This is a genomic window from Leucobacter chromiireducens, from assembly GCF_051993095.1.
Taxonomy (GTDB): domain Bacteria; phylum Actinomycetota; class Actinomycetes; order Actinomycetales; family Microbacteriaceae; genus Leucobacter; species Leucobacter chromiireducens.
The window spans coordinates 1,610,900-1,631,753 of sequence record NZ_CP197024.1 but is presented as its reverse complement, the minus strand read 5'-3'; the positions used below and the strand labels follow the sequence as shown (position 1 = coordinate 1,631,753).

The 20,854-nt window shown below is 67.4% G+C and carries 19 protein-coding genes and 1 pseudogene; 2 read left to right on the top strand and 18 right to left on the bottom strand.

Annotated features, from left to right (window positions below):
- Window positions 1–66 precede the first annotated feature (66 nt).
- Complete coding sequence (locus ACR81A_RS07285) at window positions 67–1,497, top strand: AAA family ATPase (protein ID WP_440311490.1); 1,431 nt, start codon at window positions 67–69, stop codon at window positions 1,495–1,497.
- A gap of 40 nt (window positions 1,498–1,537) precedes the next feature.
- Here the strand turns inward: ACR81A_RS07285 and ACR81A_RS07280 are convergent, their stop codons facing one another.
- The gene (locus tag ACR81A_RS07280; RefSeq protein WP_440311489.1) at window positions 1,538–2,587 is read right to left on the bottom strand and encodes a hypothetical protein; all 1,050 of its coding nucleotides are present in this window, start codon (window positions 2,585–2,587) and stop codon (window positions 1,538–1,540) included.
- 256 nt (window positions 2,588–2,843) lie between these two features.
- On the opposite strand from ACR81A_RS07280, the gene ACR81A_RS07275 reads away from it, so the two are divergent.
- Window positions 2,844–3,014, top strand: a complete 171-nt coding sequence (locus ACR81A_RS07275; RefSeq protein ID WP_440311488.1) for a hypothetical protein — start codon at window positions 2,844–2,846, stop codon at window positions 3,012–3,014.
- Window positions 3,015–3,242: 228 nt separating this feature from the next.
- Here the strand turns inward: ACR81A_RS07275 and ACR81A_RS07270 are convergent.
- The 17 genes and pseudogenes from ACR81A_RS07270 to ACR81A_RS07190 form a co-directional block, all read right to left on the bottom strand.
- Window positions 3,243–3,659, bottom strand: a pseudogene (locus ACR81A_RS07270) (ATP-binding cassette domain-containing protein); the annotation flags it as partial.
- 139 nt (window positions 3,660–3,798) lie between these two features.
- Window positions 3,799–4,680: a DUF1684 domain-containing protein gene (locus ACR81A_RS07265; protein ID WP_202383150.1), complete on the bottom strand. Its 882-nt coding sequence runs from the start codon at window positions 4,678–4,680 to the stop codon at window positions 3,799–3,801.
- Window positions 4,680–6,101: an acyl-CoA thioesterase/bile acid-CoA:amino acid N-acyltransferase family protein gene (locus ACR81A_RS07260; RefSeq protein ID WP_202383149.1), complete on the bottom strand. Its 1,422-nt coding sequence runs from the start codon at window positions 6,099–6,101 to the stop codon at window positions 4,680–4,682. Before ACR81A_RS07260 ends, ACR81A_RS07265 begins: the two co-directional genes overlap by 1 nt.
- Complete coding sequence (locus ACR81A_RS07255) at window positions 6,098–7,153, bottom strand: Ldh family oxidoreductase (RefSeq protein WP_202383148.1); 1,056 nt, start codon at window positions 7,151–7,153, stop codon at window positions 6,098–6,100. The genes ACR81A_RS07260 and ACR81A_RS07255 overlap by 4 nt, the downstream gene beginning before the upstream one ends.
- The gene (locus ACR81A_RS07250) at window positions 7,153–7,980 is read right to left on the bottom strand and encodes an ABC transporter permease (protein WP_440311487.1); all 828 of its coding nucleotides are present in this window, start codon (window positions 7,978–7,980) and stop codon (window positions 7,153–7,155) included. Before ACR81A_RS07250 ends, ACR81A_RS07255 begins: the two co-directional genes overlap by 1 nt.
- Window positions 7,977–8,741 (bottom strand): ATP-binding cassette domain-containing protein, encoded by a 765-nt coding sequence (locus ACR81A_RS07245; RefSeq protein ID WP_202383146.1) that lies wholly within the window; start codon window positions 8,739–8,741, stop codon window positions 7,977–7,979. Before ACR81A_RS07245 ends, ACR81A_RS07250 begins: the two co-directional genes overlap by 4 nt.
- On the bottom strand, window positions 8,738–9,781 hold the full coding sequence (locus tag ACR81A_RS07240; RefSeq protein ID WP_440311486.1) for an ABC transporter substrate-binding protein: 1,044 nt from the start codon (window positions 9,779–9,781) through the stop codon (window positions 8,738–8,740). Before ACR81A_RS07240 ends, ACR81A_RS07245 begins: the two co-directional genes overlap by 4 nt.
- Window positions 9,782–9,930: 149 nt before the next feature.
- Entirely contained in the window at window positions 9,931–11,043 is a 1,113-nt protein-coding gene (gene aroB, locus ACR81A_RS07235) for a 3-dehydroquinate synthase (RefSeq protein ID WP_440311485.1), read from the bottom strand.
- Window positions 11,040–11,612: a shikimate kinase gene (locus ACR81A_RS07230; protein WP_343993075.1), complete on the bottom strand. Its 573-nt coding sequence runs from the start codon at window positions 11,610–11,612 to the stop codon at window positions 11,040–11,042. Before ACR81A_RS07230 ends, aroB begins: the two co-directional genes overlap by 4 nt.
- A gap of 179 nt (window positions 11,613–11,791) precedes the next feature.
- Window positions 11,792–12,988: a chorismate synthase gene (gene aroC / locus ACR81A_RS07225; RefSeq protein ID WP_440311484.1), complete on the bottom strand. Its 1,197-nt coding sequence runs from the start codon at window positions 12,986–12,988 to the stop codon at window positions 11,792–11,794.
- A 5-nt stretch (window positions 12,989–12,993) separates the two neighbouring features.
- The gene (locus ACR81A_RS07220) at window positions 12,994–13,839 is read right to left on the bottom strand and encodes a shikimate dehydrogenase family protein (protein ID WP_440311483.1); all 846 of its coding nucleotides are present in this window, start codon (window positions 13,837–13,839) and stop codon (window positions 12,994–12,996) included.
- Window positions 13,840–14,943, bottom strand: coding sequence for an endolytic transglycosylase MltG (gene mltG / locus ACR81A_RS07215; protein ID WP_440311482.1), 1,104 nt, complete (start codon window positions 14,941–14,943; stop codon window positions 13,840–13,842).
- Window positions 14,940–15,437, bottom strand: coding sequence for a Holliday junction resolvase RuvX (gene ruvX / locus ACR81A_RS07210; protein WP_440311481.1), 498 nt, complete (start codon window positions 15,435–15,437; stop codon window positions 14,940–14,942). Before ruvX ends, mltG begins: the two co-directional genes overlap by 4 nt.
- A gap of 5 nt (window positions 15,438–15,442) precedes the next feature.
- On the bottom strand, window positions 15,443–18,097 hold the full coding sequence (gene alaS / locus ACR81A_RS07205) for an alanine--tRNA ligase (protein WP_440311480.1): 2,655 nt from the start codon (window positions 18,095–18,097) through the stop codon (window positions 15,443–15,445).
- A 96-nt stretch (window positions 18,098–18,193) separates the two neighbouring features.
- The gene (locus ACR81A_RS07200; RefSeq protein ID WP_202383137.1) at window positions 18,194–18,415 is read right to left on the bottom strand and encodes a hypothetical protein; all 222 of its coding nucleotides are present in this window, start codon (window positions 18,413–18,415) and stop codon (window positions 18,194–18,196) included.
- A 180-nt stretch (window positions 18,416–18,595) separates the two neighbouring features.
- Window positions 18,596–19,225, bottom strand: coding sequence for a 30S ribosomal protein S4 (rpsD, locus tag ACR81A_RS07195; RefSeq protein ID WP_202383136.1), 630 nt, complete (start codon window positions 19,223–19,225; stop codon window positions 18,596–18,598).
- 267 nt (window positions 19,226–19,492) lie between these two features.
- Complete coding sequence (locus tag ACR81A_RS07190) at window positions 19,493–20,830, bottom strand: replication-associated recombination protein A (RefSeq protein WP_440313135.1); 1,338 nt, start codon at window positions 20,828–20,830, stop codon at window positions 19,493–19,495.
- Window positions 20,831–20,854 lie beyond the last annotated feature (24 nt).

The following is a 20,854-nucleotide window of genomic DNA, read 5'->3' as shown; positions in this document are numbered from 1 at the left end:
ACTTCACCCTAGCGGGCGGATGCGCGGCGACCCGCCGCTCATCATCCGGGTGGTAGCGTGACGAGCATGCACTCCTTCGATCCCACCGCGGTGCTTGCTGAAGCGCGCGAACTCCAAGCTGAACTGCGCCGCGTGCGCCGTGCGATCGTAGCCGAGGGTGACCCCGAGCGGAGTGCAGAGCATGTCGCGGATCGTGACGCGCTTCGCACCAAGCTGAACGCGCTCGCCGCAGAACCGGAGCACCAAGAGGTGCTCGAAGGCGCACTCACTGCGCGGGCTGCTGCGCTCCGGACCGCGGTGATGGCACGCCGGAGAGAGCTCGCGAGCCGCGCAGCTGGCGCTGAGGCAGACGAGCTCGTTTCCCGGGCCATCGCGCAACACCGTAGCCTCACGTCGCGCGAGCGCACGCGCGTGGCGGCCCTGCGCGCCGACGCCGCAGCCCCCGCATGCCCTGCCGGAGCGGACCAGGACGCCATGCTCTCACCGCTCGACGGAGTGCTCGAGGCGCTCGGCACACTCCGCCTGCGCGAAGCACGCGATCAGTTGCGGAATGGTTTGCTCCTCACTGGACAGATGCGCGGGATCATCGCGGAGGCCGCGCCCGCCCTCCTCCGCGGCGATCCCGTGCTGCTCCTGGGTGAAACCGGCGGCGCGAAGACCGCACTCGCCGAGCATCTCGCACGCACTACGACAGGTGCGGAACCCGAGCTCGTATCCGGCTACGGCGACATCTCCTCGGCGCAGGTGATCGGCACCCACGAACTCCGGGCCGAGAACGGCGCGACCGTGAGTGTGTTTACGCCGGGTCCCCTGCTTCGCGCGATGCAGGAGGGGCGAGCGGTGATCCTCGACGAGGTGAACGCGATGCCTGCGGAGTTCCTGAAACGCCTCAACCGGATCCTGCAGTTGCGCCCGGGCGATACGCTTCGCGTGCAGGAGGATGCGGGCCGCGAAGTGCGCATCGCGCCGGGCTTCGCGATCCTCGCGACGGCAAATGAGCAGACTCCCCACCGCTACCGCGGCGTCGACCGGCTGAGCTCCGAACTCGTCAACCGCTTCGGGGCGAACAGCTATCGCGTGCACTACCCGGACACCGGGGTCCGCTTTGAGGACTTCCCCGTGGAGAACGGCCTGCTCGCGGCGGCCGCGGCCGTCGACTCGGACGGCCTGTTGCCGAGCGAGTGGCGGGCGGACGAGCTCGTGCGCGTGGCGCGCGCCGCCTTCATCAGTCAGCAGGTGTTCTCTGGAGCGGTATCGGACGGCTTCGGAGAATACGTCAGCACCGAGCGCGAGATCGACGGCCGGCCGGGTCTCGAAGAGTCAGTCCTGGCCCCGCGCACACTCGTCGCGATGGTGCAGAAGGTCAGCGCGAGCGCGGGATCCGTGACGCTTGAAGGCGCGCTCACCCGCTTCGTGGAGGGTGTCATGCACCGTGAGGATCGACGCGTCCTCGCGCTCATCTTGGAAGGTCAGGGCTTCAGCCTGGGCACGCGGTAGCGCGCCTAGGGTCGCGTCCAGACGAGCACTGGCGGCGCCGCTACGCTCCAATTCGTATGTCTCGCCGTGCGATGAGCGGCTGTCCCAGGAGCGCGAGTATCGCGGTCCCCACCGCGAGCCAAAGCGGTTGCCACCATCCCCAGCGGTCTTCGCCCGCCGCGCTCAGCAGCGTCGACCCAAAGTAGCTCAACAGCGCGAAGCCGGTGGGGATCCACGTTGCGCGCGCGGTCCGCCCCGTCGCCGCGGCAGAGAACAACGCAAGCGCGGCGAACCACCACCCGAGCAGGATGAGCAACGCGCAGGCGATCACCAGATGGGCACTGCTGATGCCGACACCCGACACCGCTATCCCCACCCAGCACCCCAGCCCGAGCGCCACTCCCACGAGCGCGACATTCACGGCGGCGGCCGCCCCGACGGTCCAGTACGCGCGGGCCCGAGAGAAGGGCTGAGCGAGCAGCAGAGACATGCGGCGGTGCTGCTCCTCGCCGGCGAGGCCCGCGCTCGCCGCAACAACGCCCACCAGGATGACCGCGGCCGGGGCGAGCAGCCCGAAGATTTCCAAATGCAGAAAACCTGCGGGAGTGGCAAGGTCGCCGCCCCCGAAGAGCGCGGCAATCGCTGCGGGAAAAGTCGCGGCAAAGCTGCCCGCTGCTCTCAGGAGCAGGCGGATGCCGGGCAGCGCTTGGAGTCGTGTGAGCACTCCCGTCGCCACGCTCAGGCGCAGTTCGCGTGTCCGGAAGCCGAGCACGCCCGCTCCAGTCAGCGCGATCGCGCCGCCCACGGACAGGGCGATCTGGCCGACGTCCACGCCGTTCACGAGCGGACTCGAGCCATTGCACCAGTGCCAGGGAATCCAATTCGCCGCGCCCGCGTGCCAGAGCGGCAGGAGGCTGGAGCCCAACCAACCGAGCACCATGACGGCCACCGCGGCGCCCGCGGCCGCGGTTTTCCGCCCCGTTGCGGCGCCGATCGCGAGTGCGAGCGCTGCGTGGAAGAGCGCGGCGGCCCCCCAGAGCAGCACTCCGCCGGCGCACACGAGCACGAGGATCGCAGTTGCGGGGGCGAGCACATAGCCCGCGCGAGACACGGGGGCGGCGAGAATCAGCGAGAGCGTGCGGTCCTGTTCCTCGCCAGCGACGGCGTGAGCGCCCAGCGCGATCGCGACGCCGACGAATGCGAGTGACCCAAGGACGCCAGCATCTCGCTGTAGGCCAGGACCGCCGGGGCTGCGTGCGCGGGGATGCCGATGAGCGCGCGCACCGCTTCCGGGAGCTCGGCGTAGATCCCCAGATCGATGCGCGCGTACACCGAAAGGCCGAGTACAAGCATCGCAGCCGTACTCGGTGCGTTACCGCGTTGAGCAACTCGGCGAACTCGCCAACGAGGTTCAGCTCCACGCGATCCGGGTGGAGCACCAGATCGCGCACGCCCGGCACCGCGCTGAGATCCGCTTCGGTGAGCACCCCTTCGAAGTCAATCTCGACTCGGCGCATCTGGCGACCGCGCAGCGCTGAGACCGTCTCGACGGCGACGAGGTGGCCCTGCCGGATGATGCCGACTCGGTCGGTCACTCGTTCCACCTCGGCGAGGGTGTGACTCGAGAGGAACACCGTGCGTCCATCCTCGGCGACCTCGCGCATCATTGCCCAAAACTCGTGCTGCACGAGCAGGTCGAGGCCCGCGTTTGGTTCATCGAGGATGACGAGCTCGGGCCGATGCATGAATGCGGCAATGAGGCCGACCTTCTGTCGATTGCCTGTGGAGAGCTCCCCCACCCGCTTGTCGAGATCTGCGCTGAGCCGCTCGGCGAGCTCGGCGGCAAAGGCCCAGGCGGCATCGGTGTCAGCGCCTCGTCGCAGTCGACTGAGAAACTGGAGGGTCTCTCGCCCCGTCATGGCTGGCCAGAGGGCAAGATCAGCGGGAAGATATCCGAGCTTTCCCCGCACGCTCACATCGGGCGGGGGCTGGCCGAGCACGAACGCACGGCCCGCGCTCTGCCGCAGCTCCCCCATGAGCGTGCGAATGAGGGTCGACTTCTCGGCCCCGTTGGGGCCCAGAAAGCCGAACACCTCACCCGCTGATACCTCGAGGTCGATTCCTGAAAGCGCCGGAAACGACCCATACTGCTTCGCCAACCCGGTGGTGAGGATGGGATGCATGTCTCCTCCTGCGGGTGCGCGGCGCCGCGGGGTGGCGAGTGTCACCCGGAAGGAGAGGCGGTGCCTGCCTTCGCCTTGTTCTGAGCGTAAAACTGACGGGGGGATTGCGCAATCGGTGATCCCCGAATTGTTCTCGGGGCTACGTGGCAGGCGCCTCGTACGTGAGCACGCGGGCCACATCATTGGCTGGCTTCTTCTCGCCGGCGAGCACCTCGAAATCAAGGTGGTTCTGGCGGGGCGGCAACGGGCAGGTCACGAAGTTCGTCACCGCGCAGGGCAGCGCATGCGCGTAGTTGAAGTCGATGAAGTCGATCCGCTCCGCGCCATCGCCGGAGAACTGCAGCTCGACGACGCGGCCAGCGCCGTAGCTCACGGGCCCGCTCGTGCGGTCCCGAATGTGGGCCACCGGCTGCACACCGTGTGCTGAGTCCTTCCCGATGAGCACAACCTCGTAGTCGGTCCCGCCGTGTGAGAACGCGAGCGTGCCAATCTGCGTGGTCGTCTCGCGCACGCCGGTCTCAACGGTCACCGCTTCGATGTCGTTGCGCGCGCTCGGGGTGAACACCGAGGGAATACGCCAAGCAGGGTCGTATTCGAACGCGGTGAGGCCGATCTCTGCGGCAGATACCGAGACGTGCGGATCGCGCACGCGCACGCCGAGGATTCGATCCCCCGCATCGTTCGTCCGCGGCACGGTCTCGACCTCGCGGTCGCCGAAGTAGACGGGCACACTGCCGCCGTGCCCGTACGTCTGGTTTCGGCCCGTCGGGATCTCGACGGGCGCACTCGGGTACTCGCCGTTGACGGAGAGGTTCGGCCCGGACACCGGGGGCGTGTAGAGAACCCGCCCCTCGGACACCGCCCAGGTGCCGGGCAGCCCCTCAAGCACCGCGCCCGCCGTGCCTTCGTGCAGCCAGAACTGCGCCACAAGCGCGGTCCACCCGTATGGGCGAGTCAGCTCGGCGACGCGCGTGTGGCGCCACTCGCGCCATTGGCCAGCAAGATGCTCATTCGTGGGCATCAGATCTCCTTCGTGTTGGGAAAAACTTCGGGGTCCCTCGTGCCGAGTACGGGAGCCGCGGAACTCGCTGCCTCGGGCAGGTGACCCGCGGCAGCCCGCGCGCTTCGGTGCACAAACTCGCACACTCGGGCGAACGAGTCGGCGCTCGCGTGTGCGTTGCCGTGCGGCGTGCCGCCGTTCGAGTACGAGACGCCCGACACCGGATGCCGCCGTGCGATTTCCGTCGCCGGCAGATGCGGGATCGTAATGCCGTGTCCCGCGTCTGCGTAGTCAAGGTGCAGTCGCTCAGCACGATGCCCGCTGTGCGCAAGCGCATCGAGCGCCAGCTGCGACGCGAAGCTCGAGGGCCACGCACGATCATCGAGGCCGGACACACAGAGTACGGGGCCACGGAACTTCTCGATAGGGATCCGGGTCTGCCGTGCAAGCTGCCGATCCCGGAGGCCATCAACGTAGATGTCCGAGGCTCGCGTGGGCGGCACGTCGCCACCCCAGGGGTGCCAGGTGACCCCCGCGTTCTCACGCCAGAGGTGCGGCAGCGGGGCGTCGTTCTCCGTCCAGGTCGGCCCGCTCCAGCCCTCGCTGGGGTCTGCCGCCCCCTGCGCGCCAAAGACAAACGCGCCGGGGACGAACGCCACCGCAGCCAGAATGCGCTCCGGGAAACGGGAGGCGAGCAGCAGGGTGAGCTCGCCGCCGCGGGACTGTCCGCTCACGACCGGGGCGCCGCCGAGCGGAGCGAGCTCGCGGGCGGTGTACGCGAGTGCGCGCTCGAAGTATTCAAGCGGCGTATGCGAGATGTAGTGCGACAGCCCGGGCACACGGAAGTAGCCGAGTGCAAACGCCTGGATCCCTTCCGCCGCGTAGAGTGCGGCTCGCGCCTCGTTGATCCCGCCGCCCGATCCGTTCATCACGATGATCGTGGGAAATGGGCCGGCACCCGTCGGGCGAAACAGCGTACCAACGAGCCCATCCGCGCGCACCTCCGTGCGGGTCACTCCGGGCGCGAGGAGGTGCTGTTCCACCGTGGCCTCAGCGGTCTCGTCCCCGCTTGCAGCGGTGTCGCTGAAGTAGCTGCCGGTCCCCGCAACGAGGCGCGCGGTGAGGCGCGTGAGGATCGGCGCGGTAACGTCCTCGGGCTCCGAACTCCCGCCGTGCGAGGTCTCCCGCGCCTGAGCCCAGAACAAGCCCATCGCGTCGGGCACACGGTAGTCGCCCGATACGGGGGCAGCGGTGTCGAGGTCGACAGTCCCTTGAGCATCCACAAGGAACGTTGCCTCTGCGGCCCAACGCTCGACGCCCCGCACCGTCTCCGCGCGCAGCGAGACCAGCGAGCCCGGGATCGCGCCGGTCACCCGGATCAAGCGACGTGCGGAGAGGAGCCCGCTCTCAGGGCTCACGTGGAGTGCCAGCTGCGCGTTCATCGTGGTGCCTCCCCCGAGGTTCGCGCTGCGTCCGCCGCGGCCCGAAGAGCGGTGAGCGCCAAACTCTCGACCTGAACGCGTGCCGTCGAGTCCAGCGTCAACTCGTTCCCGAGCGCATCGAACCGTGCCGGGAGGTGACCGCCCGCGTGTACCCAGTCCGCCGCGAGACGCGCCGCATCGTCGGCCGCCGCCACGCCACCGGCCCGAGCAGGATCAAACGCGAGGACCATCGCACCCCGTCCCGCCGCCCCGGGTCCGGTCTCGCGGCCACCGACGGCGACGCCTGCGAGCAGCTCAACGAGCAGCCCGCCGAGGGAGCCGACGAGACTCTCGGGGAGAATCGCGAACACGCGTGCGGGGTCGAGCGTCGCGTCGCCCGCCGTGTCAACGGCCACGCCCTCGGGCAGTCGCTCGCCGCGAGCCGTGCGGGCCCGCAGCTCGGCAAGCGTCAGTGGTGCGGTCGCGAAATCGGCGACGAGCGGCGGCGAGTTGCGCCGTGGTGTCGCAATCGCAATCGGGTTTGTACCGATCGCGGGCTGCGAGCTCCCCCAGGGCGCCACGATCGCGGGTGCTTGTGCGGCGACCAGGGCCACTCGCCCCTCCAGAGCAAGGTCTCGTGCCGCAAGCCCGAGCACGCCGAGCGCGCCCACTCGGCGCAAGCCGATCAGGCCGATGCCGTGCGTCGCAGTCGCGGATCCCGCGCGAGAGACCGCGACCGCGAGAGCGAGCGGTCCAGGAACGCCCGCTCCATCGAGACTGAGAATGGCTGTGCCGGGCGCGCTCACCGCGGGCGCAGAATGCACGCCCGCCGCAGGCGCGCCGATGCGCGCGAGATCCTTCACCAGCATGCTGAGACCGAAAGCGCCGAGACCGAGCACTTCAGCCTCGACGAGCCAGCGCGCCGCGCGGTCGAGGTCCGCGGGCGTTGCGCTCGCAGCGGCGGCGTACGGTGCGAAAACGGCGACGAGTTCGGCGCGGAGTTCACCGCAGCTGAGTTCCGTCCGGTTCGTCGCGACCGCGCCCGCCGAGCCAGCGCGCTGCGGGGTCGCCATTAGTACTTCACCCAGGGAACAAGTCGCCGCTCGATGAAGCCCTCGAGTGCGGTGGCCGCATACCCCAAGACCGAAATCGTCACGATGCCGACGTACATTTTCGACACCGCGAACGTGGACCAGGAACTCCAGATGAGGTACCCCAGGCCGCTCTGCGAACCGACGAACTCGGATGCCGCAATAATCACGAACGCGCCTCCCGTGGCGAGCTTGATCCCCGTAAAGATCGAGGGCAGCGCGTACGGGAAGGACACCGTGAACCAGCGCTGCACGGGCGACGCGCCATTCGCCTTCGCAACATCGTTGAAGAGCGGCGGGGTTTGCATCACACCGCTCATCGTGTTGAAGAACAGGTAGAAGAACACGCCAATTGCCACGATGACGTACTTGCTCGTCTCGCCGAGGCCGAAGATCAGCAGCAGGAGCGGGAAGATCGCCACCTTCGGAATGGGTAGGAGGCTTGCGAAGATCGGTTCGAGGAGCTGGCGCAGCGGGCGCACCGAGCCCAGCAAGACGCCGAGCAGCACGCCGGGCACGGCGCCCAGCACGAAACCGATCGCAATTCGCGAGAGCGTCATCGCGGTGTGTTCGAGCAGCACACCGTCGAGCAGCATCGCGACGAACGTCTCGACAATCGAGCTTGGGGCCGGGAAGAAGCGTGCATCGAGCACACCCACGCGGCTGAGCAGCTCCCAGACGAGCAGCAGCATGAGCGGCGTGTACGGCCCGATTCGTCGAATCCACGGGGAGCCCCGTTCCGCCGCAACTGCGGAGTGCAGCTCCTGTTCAATCTCTGCCGGGATCGCCGGCGTCGTGCGATCGCTCATGCGGCCGACTCCTCCTCAGGGCGCTGCTCGAGCAGCTCCCACAGCTTCACCGTGATCTCGCCATAGCGCGGGTCGCGGCGCAATTCCTTGATGTCGCGCGGGCGCCCGAACGGGATTTCGATCTCATCGATGATGCGGCCAGGTCGGTGCGACATCACCACCACGCGGTCGGCAAGTGTCAGCGCCTCATCGACCGAGTGCGTGATGAAGAGCACCGATTTGGAGGTCTGTTCCCAGATGCGCAGGAGTTCCTGCTGGAGCACGACGCGGGTCTGCTCATCGAGCGCGCCAAACGGCTCATCCATGAGAAGCACATCACCATCATCCGCGAGCGCACGCGCAACCGAGGTGCGCTGACGCATTCCGCCGGAAATCTGCGCCGGATAGTAACTCGCGAAGTCCTGGAGGCCCACGAGTTCGAGGAGCTCCGTCACCCGGGTTCGTCGCTCAGCGCGAGGCACCCCGCGCAGCTTGAGCGGGTACGCGACATTCTCGGCGATCGTGAGCCATGGGAAGATCCCGTGCTCCTGAAACACCACTGACGGTCGGCTCTGGGTCGTCACGCTTCCCGAGCTCGGCTTCTCCAGCCCGGCCGCGACACGCAGAAGTGTGCTCTTCCCGCACCCCGAGGGGCCAAGCACGCACACAAACTCGCGTTCCTTGATCTCGAGGGACACGTCCTGCACCGCGACAAGGAGCTCGTCTCGCGACTCAGCGTTCGGGAACGCCTTCCAGAGGTTCTGGATCGAGATTCCGGTCACTTGGCGGCAGCCTCCTGCGACTGCTTCACAGCTGCAGCGAGAATGTCTGCGCGGAAGATGTCCTTGATCCCTGAGTCGCCCGTGAACTCCAGAGTCTTCCGCTCACGGAAGAACTCTTCCTGCTCGGCAACGTCTGCCCAGTCGATCGCGCCCTCGGGGTCCTGCACCGTGAGGCCAATTTCGGTCAGCGTCTCAACCGGGAGATCAGTGTACTCGGCGATGATCGCCTGGTCGGCGGGATCCTTCCAGCCGCCGTCTTCAAGCTCCTGGACCGCACGGAGGTAGGCCGCGGTGAACGCGGTGACCGCCTCCGGGTACTTGTCGACGTACTCGCTGTTGAACGCGAGCGCACCAAGCTCGACACCGGCCTGGTAGCTGACGTCAAGGATCTCGTGGCCGAGGCCCTGCGCCGTGATGGCCGAGGAGATCGGTTCGATCGTCCAGCTCGCGTCGATCGAGCCGTTCGCAAGCGCCGGCGGAATATCGCCGGGCGAAAGGTTGACGAGCTCGACGTCGTCGAGCGTCAGCCCCGCCGTGTCGAGTGCGCGGTACACCGAGTACACCCCGAAGCCACCGGTTCCGGGGACGCCAATCTTCTTCCCCTTGAGCTCAGCGACATCGGTGATGCCCGACTTCTCGGACGCCATCAGTGGCGCAGGGTTCTTCCCCTCGTCGGGCACGCGGGAGACGCTCGCAATCACCGAGATCGATGCGCCCGCCTTCGTCGCGTTGAAGAGACCTGCGCCCCAGGTTGCGCCGCCCGCGACAATGCCGCCCGTGCTGACCTGCTGGTACGTCTCCCCCGAGCTTCCGCTCTTCGAGATCAGTTCGACGTCCACGCCGGCGTCCTCGAAGTAGCCCTTCTCCTCCGCGATGAAGAACGGCGCGTAGTCGGCGTAGGGCGAGTAGAGGAAAGTGATCTTCGGGGCGTCAGCCGGATCTCCGCTTCCCGCAGGGGCATCGGCTGTGGCGCAGCTCGTCAGCAGTGCGGCTCCGGCAAGGAGGGCGATGCCTCCGGCGATTCGGCGGCGAAGGCTCATGTGTAGGCTCCCGGGTCGAGGCAGGGCGCGGCCCATCGCCGCGCATTCCGCCAATCTATCGGCAGGCACGTGCCGCGCGCGGCACGTTGCGTCACAATTGGTCACACCCGTGATCGAGCCTGGCGAGCGGCCAGAAGGAAGCCTGCGAACTAGTTCGCGATCTCCTGGTAAGCGAACTGCAGCATAGAGTCGTCGACGCCGGCCAGAACACGCGGCTTGCCGATCTCGTCGAGCACGATGAACCGCAGCATCCCGGCGCGCGCCTTCTTGTCTCGCTGCATCGTCGCGAGGAGGCCGGCCCAGCGCCCTGCCGGGTAATTGAGCGGCAGCGTGAGCGAGGAGAGAATACGGCGGTGGCGATCCACCGCTGCGTCCGAGAGTGCACCCGCCATGCGGCCAAGCTCCGCGGCGTACATCATGCCGATGGAGATCGCGACGCCGTGACGCCACTGGTAGCGCTCCGCGTGCTCAATCGCGTGCCCAAGCGTGTGGCCGTAGTTCAAAATCTCGCGCAGCCCACCCTCGCGGAAGTCTTCCGACACCACTCGCGCTTTCACACCGACGGCAAGCTCGATGAGGCGCTGGAACTCCGGGGTCTGCGGATCGGTCGCGCGATCGACGTCAGCCTCGAGGATGTCGAGAATTTCGGGCTCGGCGATGAAGCCGCACTTCGCAACCTCAGCGAAGCCCGCGAGAATCTCATTGCGCGGCAGCGAGTCGACGAGATCGATATCGCAGATGACGCCCGCGGGAGCAGTGAAGGTGCCGACGAGGTTCTTGCCCTCGTTGGTATTGATGCCCGTCTTGCCGCCAACGGCCGCATCGACCATTCCGAGAACGCTCGTGGGGATCTGCACGAGGCGGACACCCCGCAACCAGGTGCCAGCGACAAAGCCCGCAAGGTCAGTCACGGCACCGCCGCCGAGTCCGATGATCGCGTCGGTGCGGGTGAAGTCCGACTGGCCGAGGATCTGCCAGCAGAACGCGGCGACCTCAACACGCTTCGCGGACTCGGCATCAGGGACCTCCGCGAGCAGCACGTGCGCGTAACGCTCCTGCAGCGAGTCGCGCAGGTCGCTCGCGATCTTCCCGACCGTGGGAGTGTGGATGATGAGCACCTTCGCCACGCGGTCCCCGAGAGCCTCGGGCACTCGCTCGATGGCACCACGGCCGATCGTGATCGTGTACTCGGATTCACCCGTGACCTGAATCTCCGTGAACGGGCTGGTGGTGCCGTCGGTGGCCTGGTCCTGCGGGGTCATGCTTCACTCCTTGTCGGTGGCGTCTGTTCGCCGGTTCCGGGGATGGGGCCGCGCTTCTTGCCAAAGCTGCGTGCCCACTGCGCGACGCGTCGCGCAAGCTGTTCTTTCGTCGCACGATCGGTGCGGTAGGTCACGTCGGAGACCTCCTCATAGAGCGGCCGGCGCTCCTCGAGGATGCGGCCCCACGCGTTCGGGTCATCGCGCAACAGCGGCCGGCGCGAGAGATTCGCGGTACGGAGCACCGCCTCTTGCGTGGTCATCAGCAGCACAACCGGGAACGAGGCGAGCAACTCACGCGTCCGCTCGGTCAGCACGGCGCCGCCGCCGAGTGCCACGATCCTGCCCCCGCGGTGCGCGAGCTCCTGCGCGATCACATCGGCCTCAATCCGGCGGAACTCGGGCTCGCCGTGGGCCGCGAAGAAATCGGTGATCGCCCCGTGCTGGCGCACGAACACGGCGTCCGTGTCCACGAACGGCACGCCGAGTTCGCGCGCAACGCGCTTGCCGAGGCTTGTCTTGCCTGCGGCCATGGGACCAACGAAGACGATTGCACGATCCGGCAGACGCACAGCAGAGCGTCGCCGTCGCCGTCGCCGACTGCGCGAGGCCGCCCGGCTGCGAGGCGCGCCAGCTGACGCACCCGACTCTCCGCTCTCAGGCGGATGCTGCAGCTCGGGCGTACTCGGCGGCGCGGGTTTCGGCGCAGCCGCGGGCGGGCCGCTTGGCCGCCCCGCCCGGCGCTTCCCGGTCACGACTCGATGGCGGTCGACAAGCGCTCGGGGATCGCGGCGAGATAGGACTCGAGGTTCCGCTTCGTCTCCGCGACACTGTCGCCGCCGAACTTCTCGGTTACCGCGTCTGCGAGCACGAGAGCCACCATCGCCTCGGCGACAACGCCAGCGGCAGGAACCGCGGACACATCCGAACGCTGGTGGTGAGCCTTCGCTTCTTCGCCCGTCGCGACGTCCACCGTCGGCAGAGCGTGGGGCACCGTGGCGATGGGCTTCATCCCCGCGCGGACGCGGAGCACCTGACCCGTGGTCATCCCACCCTCGATACCGCCAGCGCGGCCCGTCTCGCGGGCGATCTGTCCGTCAGCGATGTGCAACTCGTCATGCGCTTCCGAGCCGCGGCGGCGCGTGGTCTCAAACCCATCGCCCACCTCGACGGCCTTGATCGCCTGGATACCCATGAGCGCTCCTGCGAGGCGGGAATCGAGTCGACGATCCCAGTGCACGTAGGAACCGAGCCCCGGCGGCAGACCGTAGGCAAGCACCTCGACGATGCCTCCGATCGTGTCGCCAGATTTCTTCGTATCGTCGACTTCCGCAACCATGCGGGCGCTCGTTACGGCATCAAAGCAGCGGAGCGGATCCGCGTCGAGTGCCGGTGTGTCCTCGGGTCGGGGCAGCGGGCCGCCGGCGGGCGCCTCAATCGTGCCGAGCGACACCGTGTGGCTCACGAGACCAATGCCCAACTCACTGAGGAAGGCACGGGCCACGGCCCCGAGTGCCACGCGGGCAGCGGTCTCGCGCGCGCTTGCACGCTCGAGCACGGGTCGTGCCTCGTCGAAGCCGTACTTCTGCATGCCGGCGAGATCAGCGTGCCCGGGTCGCGGGCGCGTCAGCGCCGCGCCGCGGCCGCGAGACTTCTCCGACAGCTCGGTCGGCTCCGCGCTCATCACCTCGGCCCACTTCGGCCACTCCGTGTTCCCGATGCGGATCGCGACGGGCCCTCCGATGGAGACGCCCTGGACGACACCGCCCGAGACGTTCAGCTCGTCCTGCTCGAACTTCATCCGCGAGCCACGGCCATAGCCGAGCTTGCGGCGCGCGAGATCAGCACGGATCTCTGCGAGCGAGACGGGCACGCCAGCCGGCAGCCCTTCGAGGACAGCAATCAGTTCGGGTCCGTGGGACTCTCCAGCGGTAAGCCAACGCAGCATAAGGACTATCCTCCCACACTGGAGGGTGCTGTCGCTGCGCGCATGGCCGCGCGCACCGCTGATTCCTCAGCCAGCGGGATACTGGGATCGCCCCCGCTGAAGATCCGAATCTGCACGATCGCCTGTTCAACAAGCATGTCGGTGCCGGGCAAGGCTCGCCCACCGGCGCGTTCGTGGCGCCGCGCGAGCGGGGAGGGCCACGGGTCGTATGCGACGTCGAAGAGCGGTGCCGCGTGCAGGGTGTCGGGCAGGTCAAGAGAGGTAGCGGCGGGTCCCGGGAGTGTCGAGATGGCGAGCGTTGGCTGCCACTCACGGAGCTCGGGATCGCTGAGCCCCATTCCTGCGCAGTGCATATCGCTCGAGCCGTCGAAGCGCTGCGCAAGCGCGATGGCGGCTTCGGGCCTGCGGCCCACTACGTGAAGTTCGCGGGCCCCGAGCTGGCGGGCCGCCAGCACCGCCGAGACCGCAGTGGCCCCCGTGCCCAGCACCACCGTGCGCGCCGCGTCGAGGTTCGCCGCGGCGATCGCGCGAGCGAGCCCCGCAACGTCGGTGTTGAAGCCGTCCCACCCGCCATCGTCGCGGTGTCGAAGGGTATTCACGACTCCGCTCTCGCGCGCGATCGGATCGAGGGAGGTCGCGAGTCGGAAGGCTTCCTCCTTCAGCGGCATCGTGAGCGACAGACCGCGCCATTCCGGGCCGCGGCCGGCGAGGAAGGGGCCGAGGCCCGCCGCACCGCACCGCACCGCGGAGTAGCGCCAGTCCAGTCCAAGCACTGTATACGCCGCGCGGTGAATGCGCGGCGACAGCGAGTGCCCGATCGGCGAGCCGAGAACAGCGAGCTGTTCGGGCACCTAGCACCCCTTGCCGGGGTTGGCCGCACACCACTCGTTGAGCTTCGCAACCGACGCCTCGTGCTCCTCCTGCGTCACACTGAACGCGGATTCGCGTGTGTCAAGGTTGATCGCCACGAAGTAGATCCAGTCCCCCGGCTCAGGGTTGAGAGCGGCGTCGATCGCGTCACGCCCGGGATTCGCGATCGGCCCCTTCGGTAGCCCCTTGTGCACGTACGTGTTCCACGGGTTGTCATCGGAGAGTGCTTCGTCCGTCGACCAGACCGAGCCGTCCTCGTGCTGTCCCATCCCGTACTGCGCCGTGGAGTCCATCTGGAGCAGCATGTCGTCGGCCAGACGGTTTGCGATGACGCGCGACACCTTGCCAAAGTCCTCGATGCGCCCGCCCTCCTTCTGCACCATCGCGGCAATGGTCAGCACCCGCTCGCGGTCGGCCTCAGCGACCCCCGCCTCGTCAAGCACTTGCTTCTGCTGATCGACCAAGCGCTGGATGGCCTCTGCGCCCGTGGTGTCAGACTCGAACTCGTACGTCGCCGGGAAGAGCCAGCCCTCCAGGCTGTCCACACCATCGGGCAGGCCGTACGCTGCGGGATCCTTGATGGCATCCTGCAACTCGGAGAGCGGAATGTCAGCGCCCGCTGCGACGAGTTCAATCGTCTGCTCGACGGTTTTCCCCTCGGGAATCATGGCGGTGAAGTTCATCCGGTTCTCCGGGTCCTGCAACGCTTCGAGCGCGGCCTGCGAGCTCATCTGCAGTTTCATCCGGTACGAGCCGGGCTGGAACTCGACCGCGGGATCCTGGTCGAGCAGCAGCCGGTAGAACGCCTCTGAGGTCTTCACGACATCCGCCTCTGCCAGGGTGATGGCCACGTTTTCGCCGATCTCGCCCTCGGTGATCACGATGATCGCGTCTCCCGTGCCGGGGCCCTCGTAGTCGTTCGAGGTCCACCCCAGGGTTTCAGAGATTCGCTCCCCGAACTGCGACCAGAGGTAGGCTCCTGCGGCCGCAAGGCCACCGAGGAGGGCGACCGTGACGATCAGTGAGATCGCAATGCGCTTCCCACGCCCGGAGGCGCGCTCCCGCTCGCGTGCTCGTGCGTTCATGCGTCTGACTCCTTCGCATTCGCGCCGGCCACCGCGACCGGGCTCCCGGGTGCCGTCCCCTGCGCGCGCTCGGTATCGAGTGCGTGCTGCAGGATCACCACCGCTGCCGCTTGATCGATGATCGAGCGACTCTGTTTGGTCTTCTTCCCGGCCTGGCGCAGTTGCCCCTGAGCCGAAACTGTGGACAGGCGCTCGTCAACGAGGCGCACGGGCACAGTGGTGCTCGCGAGTCGCGCTGCAAGTTGCTCGGCGAACCCAACGGCGTCATCCGTAGAGAGCGTCCGCTCGCCGCGCATATTGAGCGGCAGGCCGACGATCACCTCGAACGCATCGAGCTCAGCTGCAATCGCTGCGATGCGTGCGAGATCGGCATCGCCGTCCGTCGCGCGCGCCACGGTTTCCAAGGGCGTGGCAAGCATGCCGTGGAGGTCTGAGCGGGCGACACCGACGCGGGCCTTGCCCACGTCGATGCCGAGTCGCACTCCGCTACGCACGCCGCCTACTCCGCGAGCCGACCGCGGATCGCAGCGAGAGCCGCGTCAATCTGGGTGGGATCAGCGCCACCGCCCTGCGCGAGATCCGGCTTGCCGCCACCGCCGCCGCCGAGCACCTGGGCGCCCAGCTTGGCCAGATCGCCCGCGCGAACTCCAGCATTCCGAGCGCCTTCAGTGGTTGCCGCAATGACGACCGGCTTGCCGCCCGCATCGCCCGCGAGCACCACGACGGCCGCGTCGGCTGCCAGACGATCGCGGGCCTGGATTGCGAGGCCACGGACATCGTCAGCCGAGCCCACCGCACCCAGCGAGTGGAGCACCGCACGCACGTTGCCAATCGGCTCGGCGCTCGCGACCAGTTCGGGGACGCGCTGAGCCAGCTTCTCCGCCTCGAACGCCGCAATCTTTTTCTCCGCGGCCTTCAGCTGCGCACCGAGATCCTGCACACGGCCTACGAGCTCCGCGCGCGGCACACGCAGGCCGCTCGCGAGCTGCTGCACGATGGCGCGCTCCGCAGCGAAGCTCTGGAACGCTTCGAGCCCAACGAGCGACTCCACGCGCCGGTTGGTGGAGCCGACCGAGCTCTCGGAGACGAGGTTGATCATTCCGACCTCGGAGGAGCTCGACACGTGGGTTCCCGCGCACAGTTCGCGCGACCACGGCCCTCCAATGTCAACCACGCGCACGCGGTCGCCATACTTCTCGCCAAAGAGCGCCATGGCACCCATCGCCTTCGCCTCGTCAATACCCATCTCACGGGTGACGACCTCGTAGTTGGAGCGAATCGCGAGGTTTGAAATCTCCTCGATCTCACTCTTCGTTTCCGCGCTGAGCGCTTCCGAGTGCGTGAAGTCGAGACGCATGTAGCCGGCCTTGTTGTAGGAGCCCGCCTGGTGGGCGCTCGCGCCCAGAACGTCACGCAGCGCCGCATGGACGATGTGCGTTGCGGAGTGGGCCTGCGTCGCTCCGCGACGGTAGTTGGCATCCACACGAGTCTCCGCGCGCTGATCGATGCCGATCGTACCGACGCTGACCTTGACGGTGTGCACAATGAGGCCGGGGACGGGCTTCTGCACGTCAAGCACCTCGGCCTCGAAGCCGTCGCCCACGATCACGCCCTGATCCGAGTCCTGTCCGCCGGACTCTGCCCACAGCGAGGTCTCGGACAGCACGAGTTCGGCGATCTGGCCCTCGTGCGCCTCACGCACGGGCACGCCGTCAACGACGAGGCCGAGCACGCGGCTCTCGTGAACAAGCTCGTCGTACCCCGTGAATAGAGTCTCGCCCAGGCCGCGGAGCTCCTTGTACACGGAGAGATCCGCGCGCTGCCCCTTCTTCGCCTTTGCGTCGGCCTTCGCGCGGTCGCGCTGCTCCTGCATCAGCTCGGTGAACACCGTGCGGTCCACTGCAACGCCGGCCTCCTCCGCGATCTCGAGCGTGAGCTCGATCGGGAAGCCGTGAGTGTCGTGCAGTAGAAACGCGGTGTCGCCGGGAACGGCGACTGAGCCGGCCTTGGCCGTCTCGACCGCGGTGTCGAGGATCTGAATGCCCGATGCAAGCGTGCGCAGGAAGGTCTTCTCCTCTGCGTAGGCAGCTCGTGAAATGAAGTCAAAGTCGCGCGCGACCGCCGGGTACGCCTCCTGCATCGCGTCCCGCGAGACTGGGAAGAGCTCAGAGAAGCTCGCGCCGTCGAAGCCGAGCAGACGCATCGAGAGAATCACCCGGCGCAGCAGACGCCGCAGAATGTACCCGCGCCCCTCGTTCGAGGGCGTCACTCCGTCGGCGATCAGCATGAGGCCGCTACGCACGTGGTCAGCGATGACGCGCAGGCGCACGTCATCGGCGTGATCGGCGCCGTAGGTCTTGCCCGTGAGCTCTGCCGCGCGGTCGAGCACGGGGCGCACCTGATCGATCTCGTACATGTTCTGGACGCCCTGCTTGATGAACGCGACGCGCTCAAGGCCCATGCCCGTATCGATGTTCTTCTTGGGCAGCTCTCCGAGAATCGTGAAGTCAGTCTTCGACTTCACGTCGGCGACCTCGTACTGCATGAAGACCAGGTTCCAGATCTCCACGTAGCGATCGTCATCGGTCGCCGGGCCGCCATCGATCCCGTGCTCGGGGCCGAGATCGAAGAAGATCTCCGAGCACGGGCCCGCGGGACCGGGCTGCCCCGTCGACCAGTAGTTCGTGTCCTTCCCGAGACGCTGAATTCGCTCGTCGGGCAGGCTCGAGTGTTCGCGCCACAGCGCGATCGCTTCCTCGTCCTCCTCGTACACGGTGACCCACAGGTCCTTCGCGTCGAAGCCGAGGCCCCCGTCCACCTCGGGCGTGGTGAGGAGCTCCCAGGCGAACTGGATCGCGCCCTCCTTGAAGTAGTCGCCGAAGGAGAAGTTTCCGCACATCTGGAAGAAGGTGCCGTGACGCGGCGTGCGCCCCACCTCCTCGATGTCGTTCGTTCGGATGCACTTCTGCACGCTCGTCGCTCGGGAGTACGGCGCGGGCACCAGACCGGAAAGGTACGGCACAAACGGGACCATTCCGGCGACCGTGAACATCAGGCTGGGGTCATCGCTCACCAGAGAAGCGGACGGGACAACGGTGTGTCCTCGCTTCTCGAAGAAGTCAAGCCAGCGGCGGTGGATTTCAGCGGTCTGCATCCGTGAATCTTTCTTGTGATGGGGATTGTCGTTCGAGCGCTCGCGCGGTGCAGACCAACGGTCTCCCTGCGGGCAGCGCGTGAAGCTTGGGGGAGGCTAGGCCTTATCGCGCAGATCGCGCAGCGCGTCCTCGAGGTCATCAGCGAGATCTGACTCGTCAGCTTCCGACTCATAGCCGCTCGCAAAGGCGCGACTGAACTCACTCATGCCGCGGTTCACACGGTCAAAAAAGCGGCGACCCTCGGGGCTCTGGTTCACGAAGTGTGCCGCGACGAAGCCCAGCACAACTCCACCCAGCAGCAACATCAGCTTGCGCATGTCTCATTCCTCCTGTCGGCGAACGAACGCGGTGGGGGCCGCGCCGGAAAACACCGACCAGCTTAGCGGGTTCCTTCTCCCCCGGGCCGGATATCCACTGACACCACGCAGGCCCGGAAACGCCTCAGGGGCGCCGGATCACTCCGACGCCCCTGAGGCGGCTGTGCGCAAACGTGCGGCTTAGCGTCCCGAGTAGTACTCGACGACGAGCTGCACTTCACAGGTCACGGGGACCTCAGCGCGCTTCGGGCGACGCACGAGGCGTGCCTGGAGCTTGTCGAGCTCAACCTCGAGGTAGCCCGGAACGGGGGGCAGCACCTCGGCGTGGCCACCGGCAGCGGCGACCTGGAAAGGCTCGGTGCCCTCGGAGCGCTCCTTGACGTGGATGAGCTGTCCCGGCTTCACACGGAAGGAGGGACGGTCAACGATCTTGCCGTCGACGAGGATGTGGCGGTGCACAACCATCTGACGAGCCTGTGCGGTGGTGCGGGCGAAGCCGGCACGGAGCACGAGGGCGTCGAGGCGCATTTCGAGGAGCTCGACGAGGTTCTCACCCGTCAGACCGTCCTGGCGGCGAGCTTCCTTGAACGCAATGGTGAGCTGCTTCTCGCGGATGCCGTACTGAGCCCGGAGACGCTGCTTCTCGCGCAGACGAACGGCGTAGTCGCTGTCGCTCTTACGCTTGGTGCGGCCGTGCTGGCCGGGGCCGTAGGGGCGCTTCTCGAGGTAACGAGCTGCCTTCGGCGTGAGCGCGATCCCGAGCGAGCGGGAAAGGCGGGTCTTGGAACGGGTACGCGACGTAGTCGACACGTGAGTCCTTTCGGGTTTTCTGGAAATAGCGCACACAATCTGACGATCGTGCGGCGTGTGTTCTCTCGGCCACGCTGCGCCCGCATTCACGACCCTCGGAAGGGCACGCAATGCACGCGACGCAGCACACCGTTTTCGGTGAGGGAACGACCAGCGCAGAAACCCGGCTACAGGGCGACTGCCACAAGGGCCCGTGCGCAGCCAGCGTCGGGTCCAGTGTTGGCCAGCGTCTAGCTTAGCACGAAGCAGGCGCGGCGTGCGGGCGGTTCATGACTGCCCGGCGCGGGTGATCCTCCGCAGCTTGTCCAGACGTTCCGCGAGCTCGCGCTCGTTGCCGTGTGTCGTCGGTGAGTAATACACCCGCTCACGAATCTCCTCGGGCAGGTACTGCTGCGTCGACACCCCGCGCGGGTCGGAGTGCGGGTAAATGTAGCCTTTTCCGTGCCCCATCCGTTTCGCGCCCGGATAGTGCGCGTCGCGGAGATGCAGCGGGACCGGTCCGAATCGCCCGGCCTTCACATCTGCGATCGCCGTATCGATTGCAGAGATGACCGCGTTCGACTTGGGTGCAGTTGCAATGTAGATCGTGGCCTCGGCGAGCGGGATTCGTGCTTCTGGCAGACCAATCAGCTGTGCGGCCTCGGCGGCGGCGACCGCGACCTGGAGCGCGCGCGGATCAGCGAGCCCCACGTCTTCTGCGGCGTGGACGATGAGCCTGCGCGCAATGAATCGGGGATCCTCGCCTGCCTCGATCATGCGAGCGAGGTAGTGAATCGCCGCATCGGGATCGGAGCCGCGCATGGATTTGATGAACGCGCTCGTGACGTCGTAGTGCTGATCGCCGTTTCGGTCGTAGCGGAGAAGGGCACGATTCACGGCGGCCGAGACGACGTCGGGCGTGATGACGGGGCGCGCAGGCGCCTCCGCGCTTGCCGACTCCTCGCGTACCGTCTCCTCACTTGCTGAATCGCTGCTCTCCAGCGCTGCAGCCGAGGCCGCGGCAGCCTCAAGTCCGGTCAGCGCGCGCCGCGCATCACCTGAAGCGAGCTGCACGAGCGCATCCAGGGCCTCCGGCTCCACCTCGACGGCGCCATCGAGCCCCCGTGGCTCCGTGAGCGCCCGCTCCAACAGCGTGCGCAGGTCGGAATCGTCAAGCGGCTCGAGCGTCAGGAGCAGGGAGCGCGAGAGGAGCGGGCTGATCACCGAGAACGAAGGGTTTTCGGTGGTTGCAGCGACGAGCGTCACCCAACCGTTCTCCACGCCCGGCAGGAGCGCGTCTTGCTGCGCCTTCGTGAAGCGGTGGATCTCGTCGAGAAAGAGCACGGTCGCAATTCCGTAGAGATCGCGGTCGTTGAGCGCGCGCTCCATCACGGTGCGCACGTCCTTCACCCCAGCGGTGATGGCCGAAAGCTCGACGAAGCGGCGGCCACTCGAGTGCGCGATCGCCTGGGCCAGCGTGGTCTTGCCCGTGCCCGGCGGACCCCAGAGGATCACCGAGACGGCTCCCCCGCCGCCCTCCGTGTCGGCGGCGAGCACGCGAAGCGGCGAGCCGGGGTGCAGCAGGTGTTGCTGTCCCACGACCTCGTCGAGAGAGCGCGGGCGCATTCGTACCGCGAGGGGCGCGGTTGC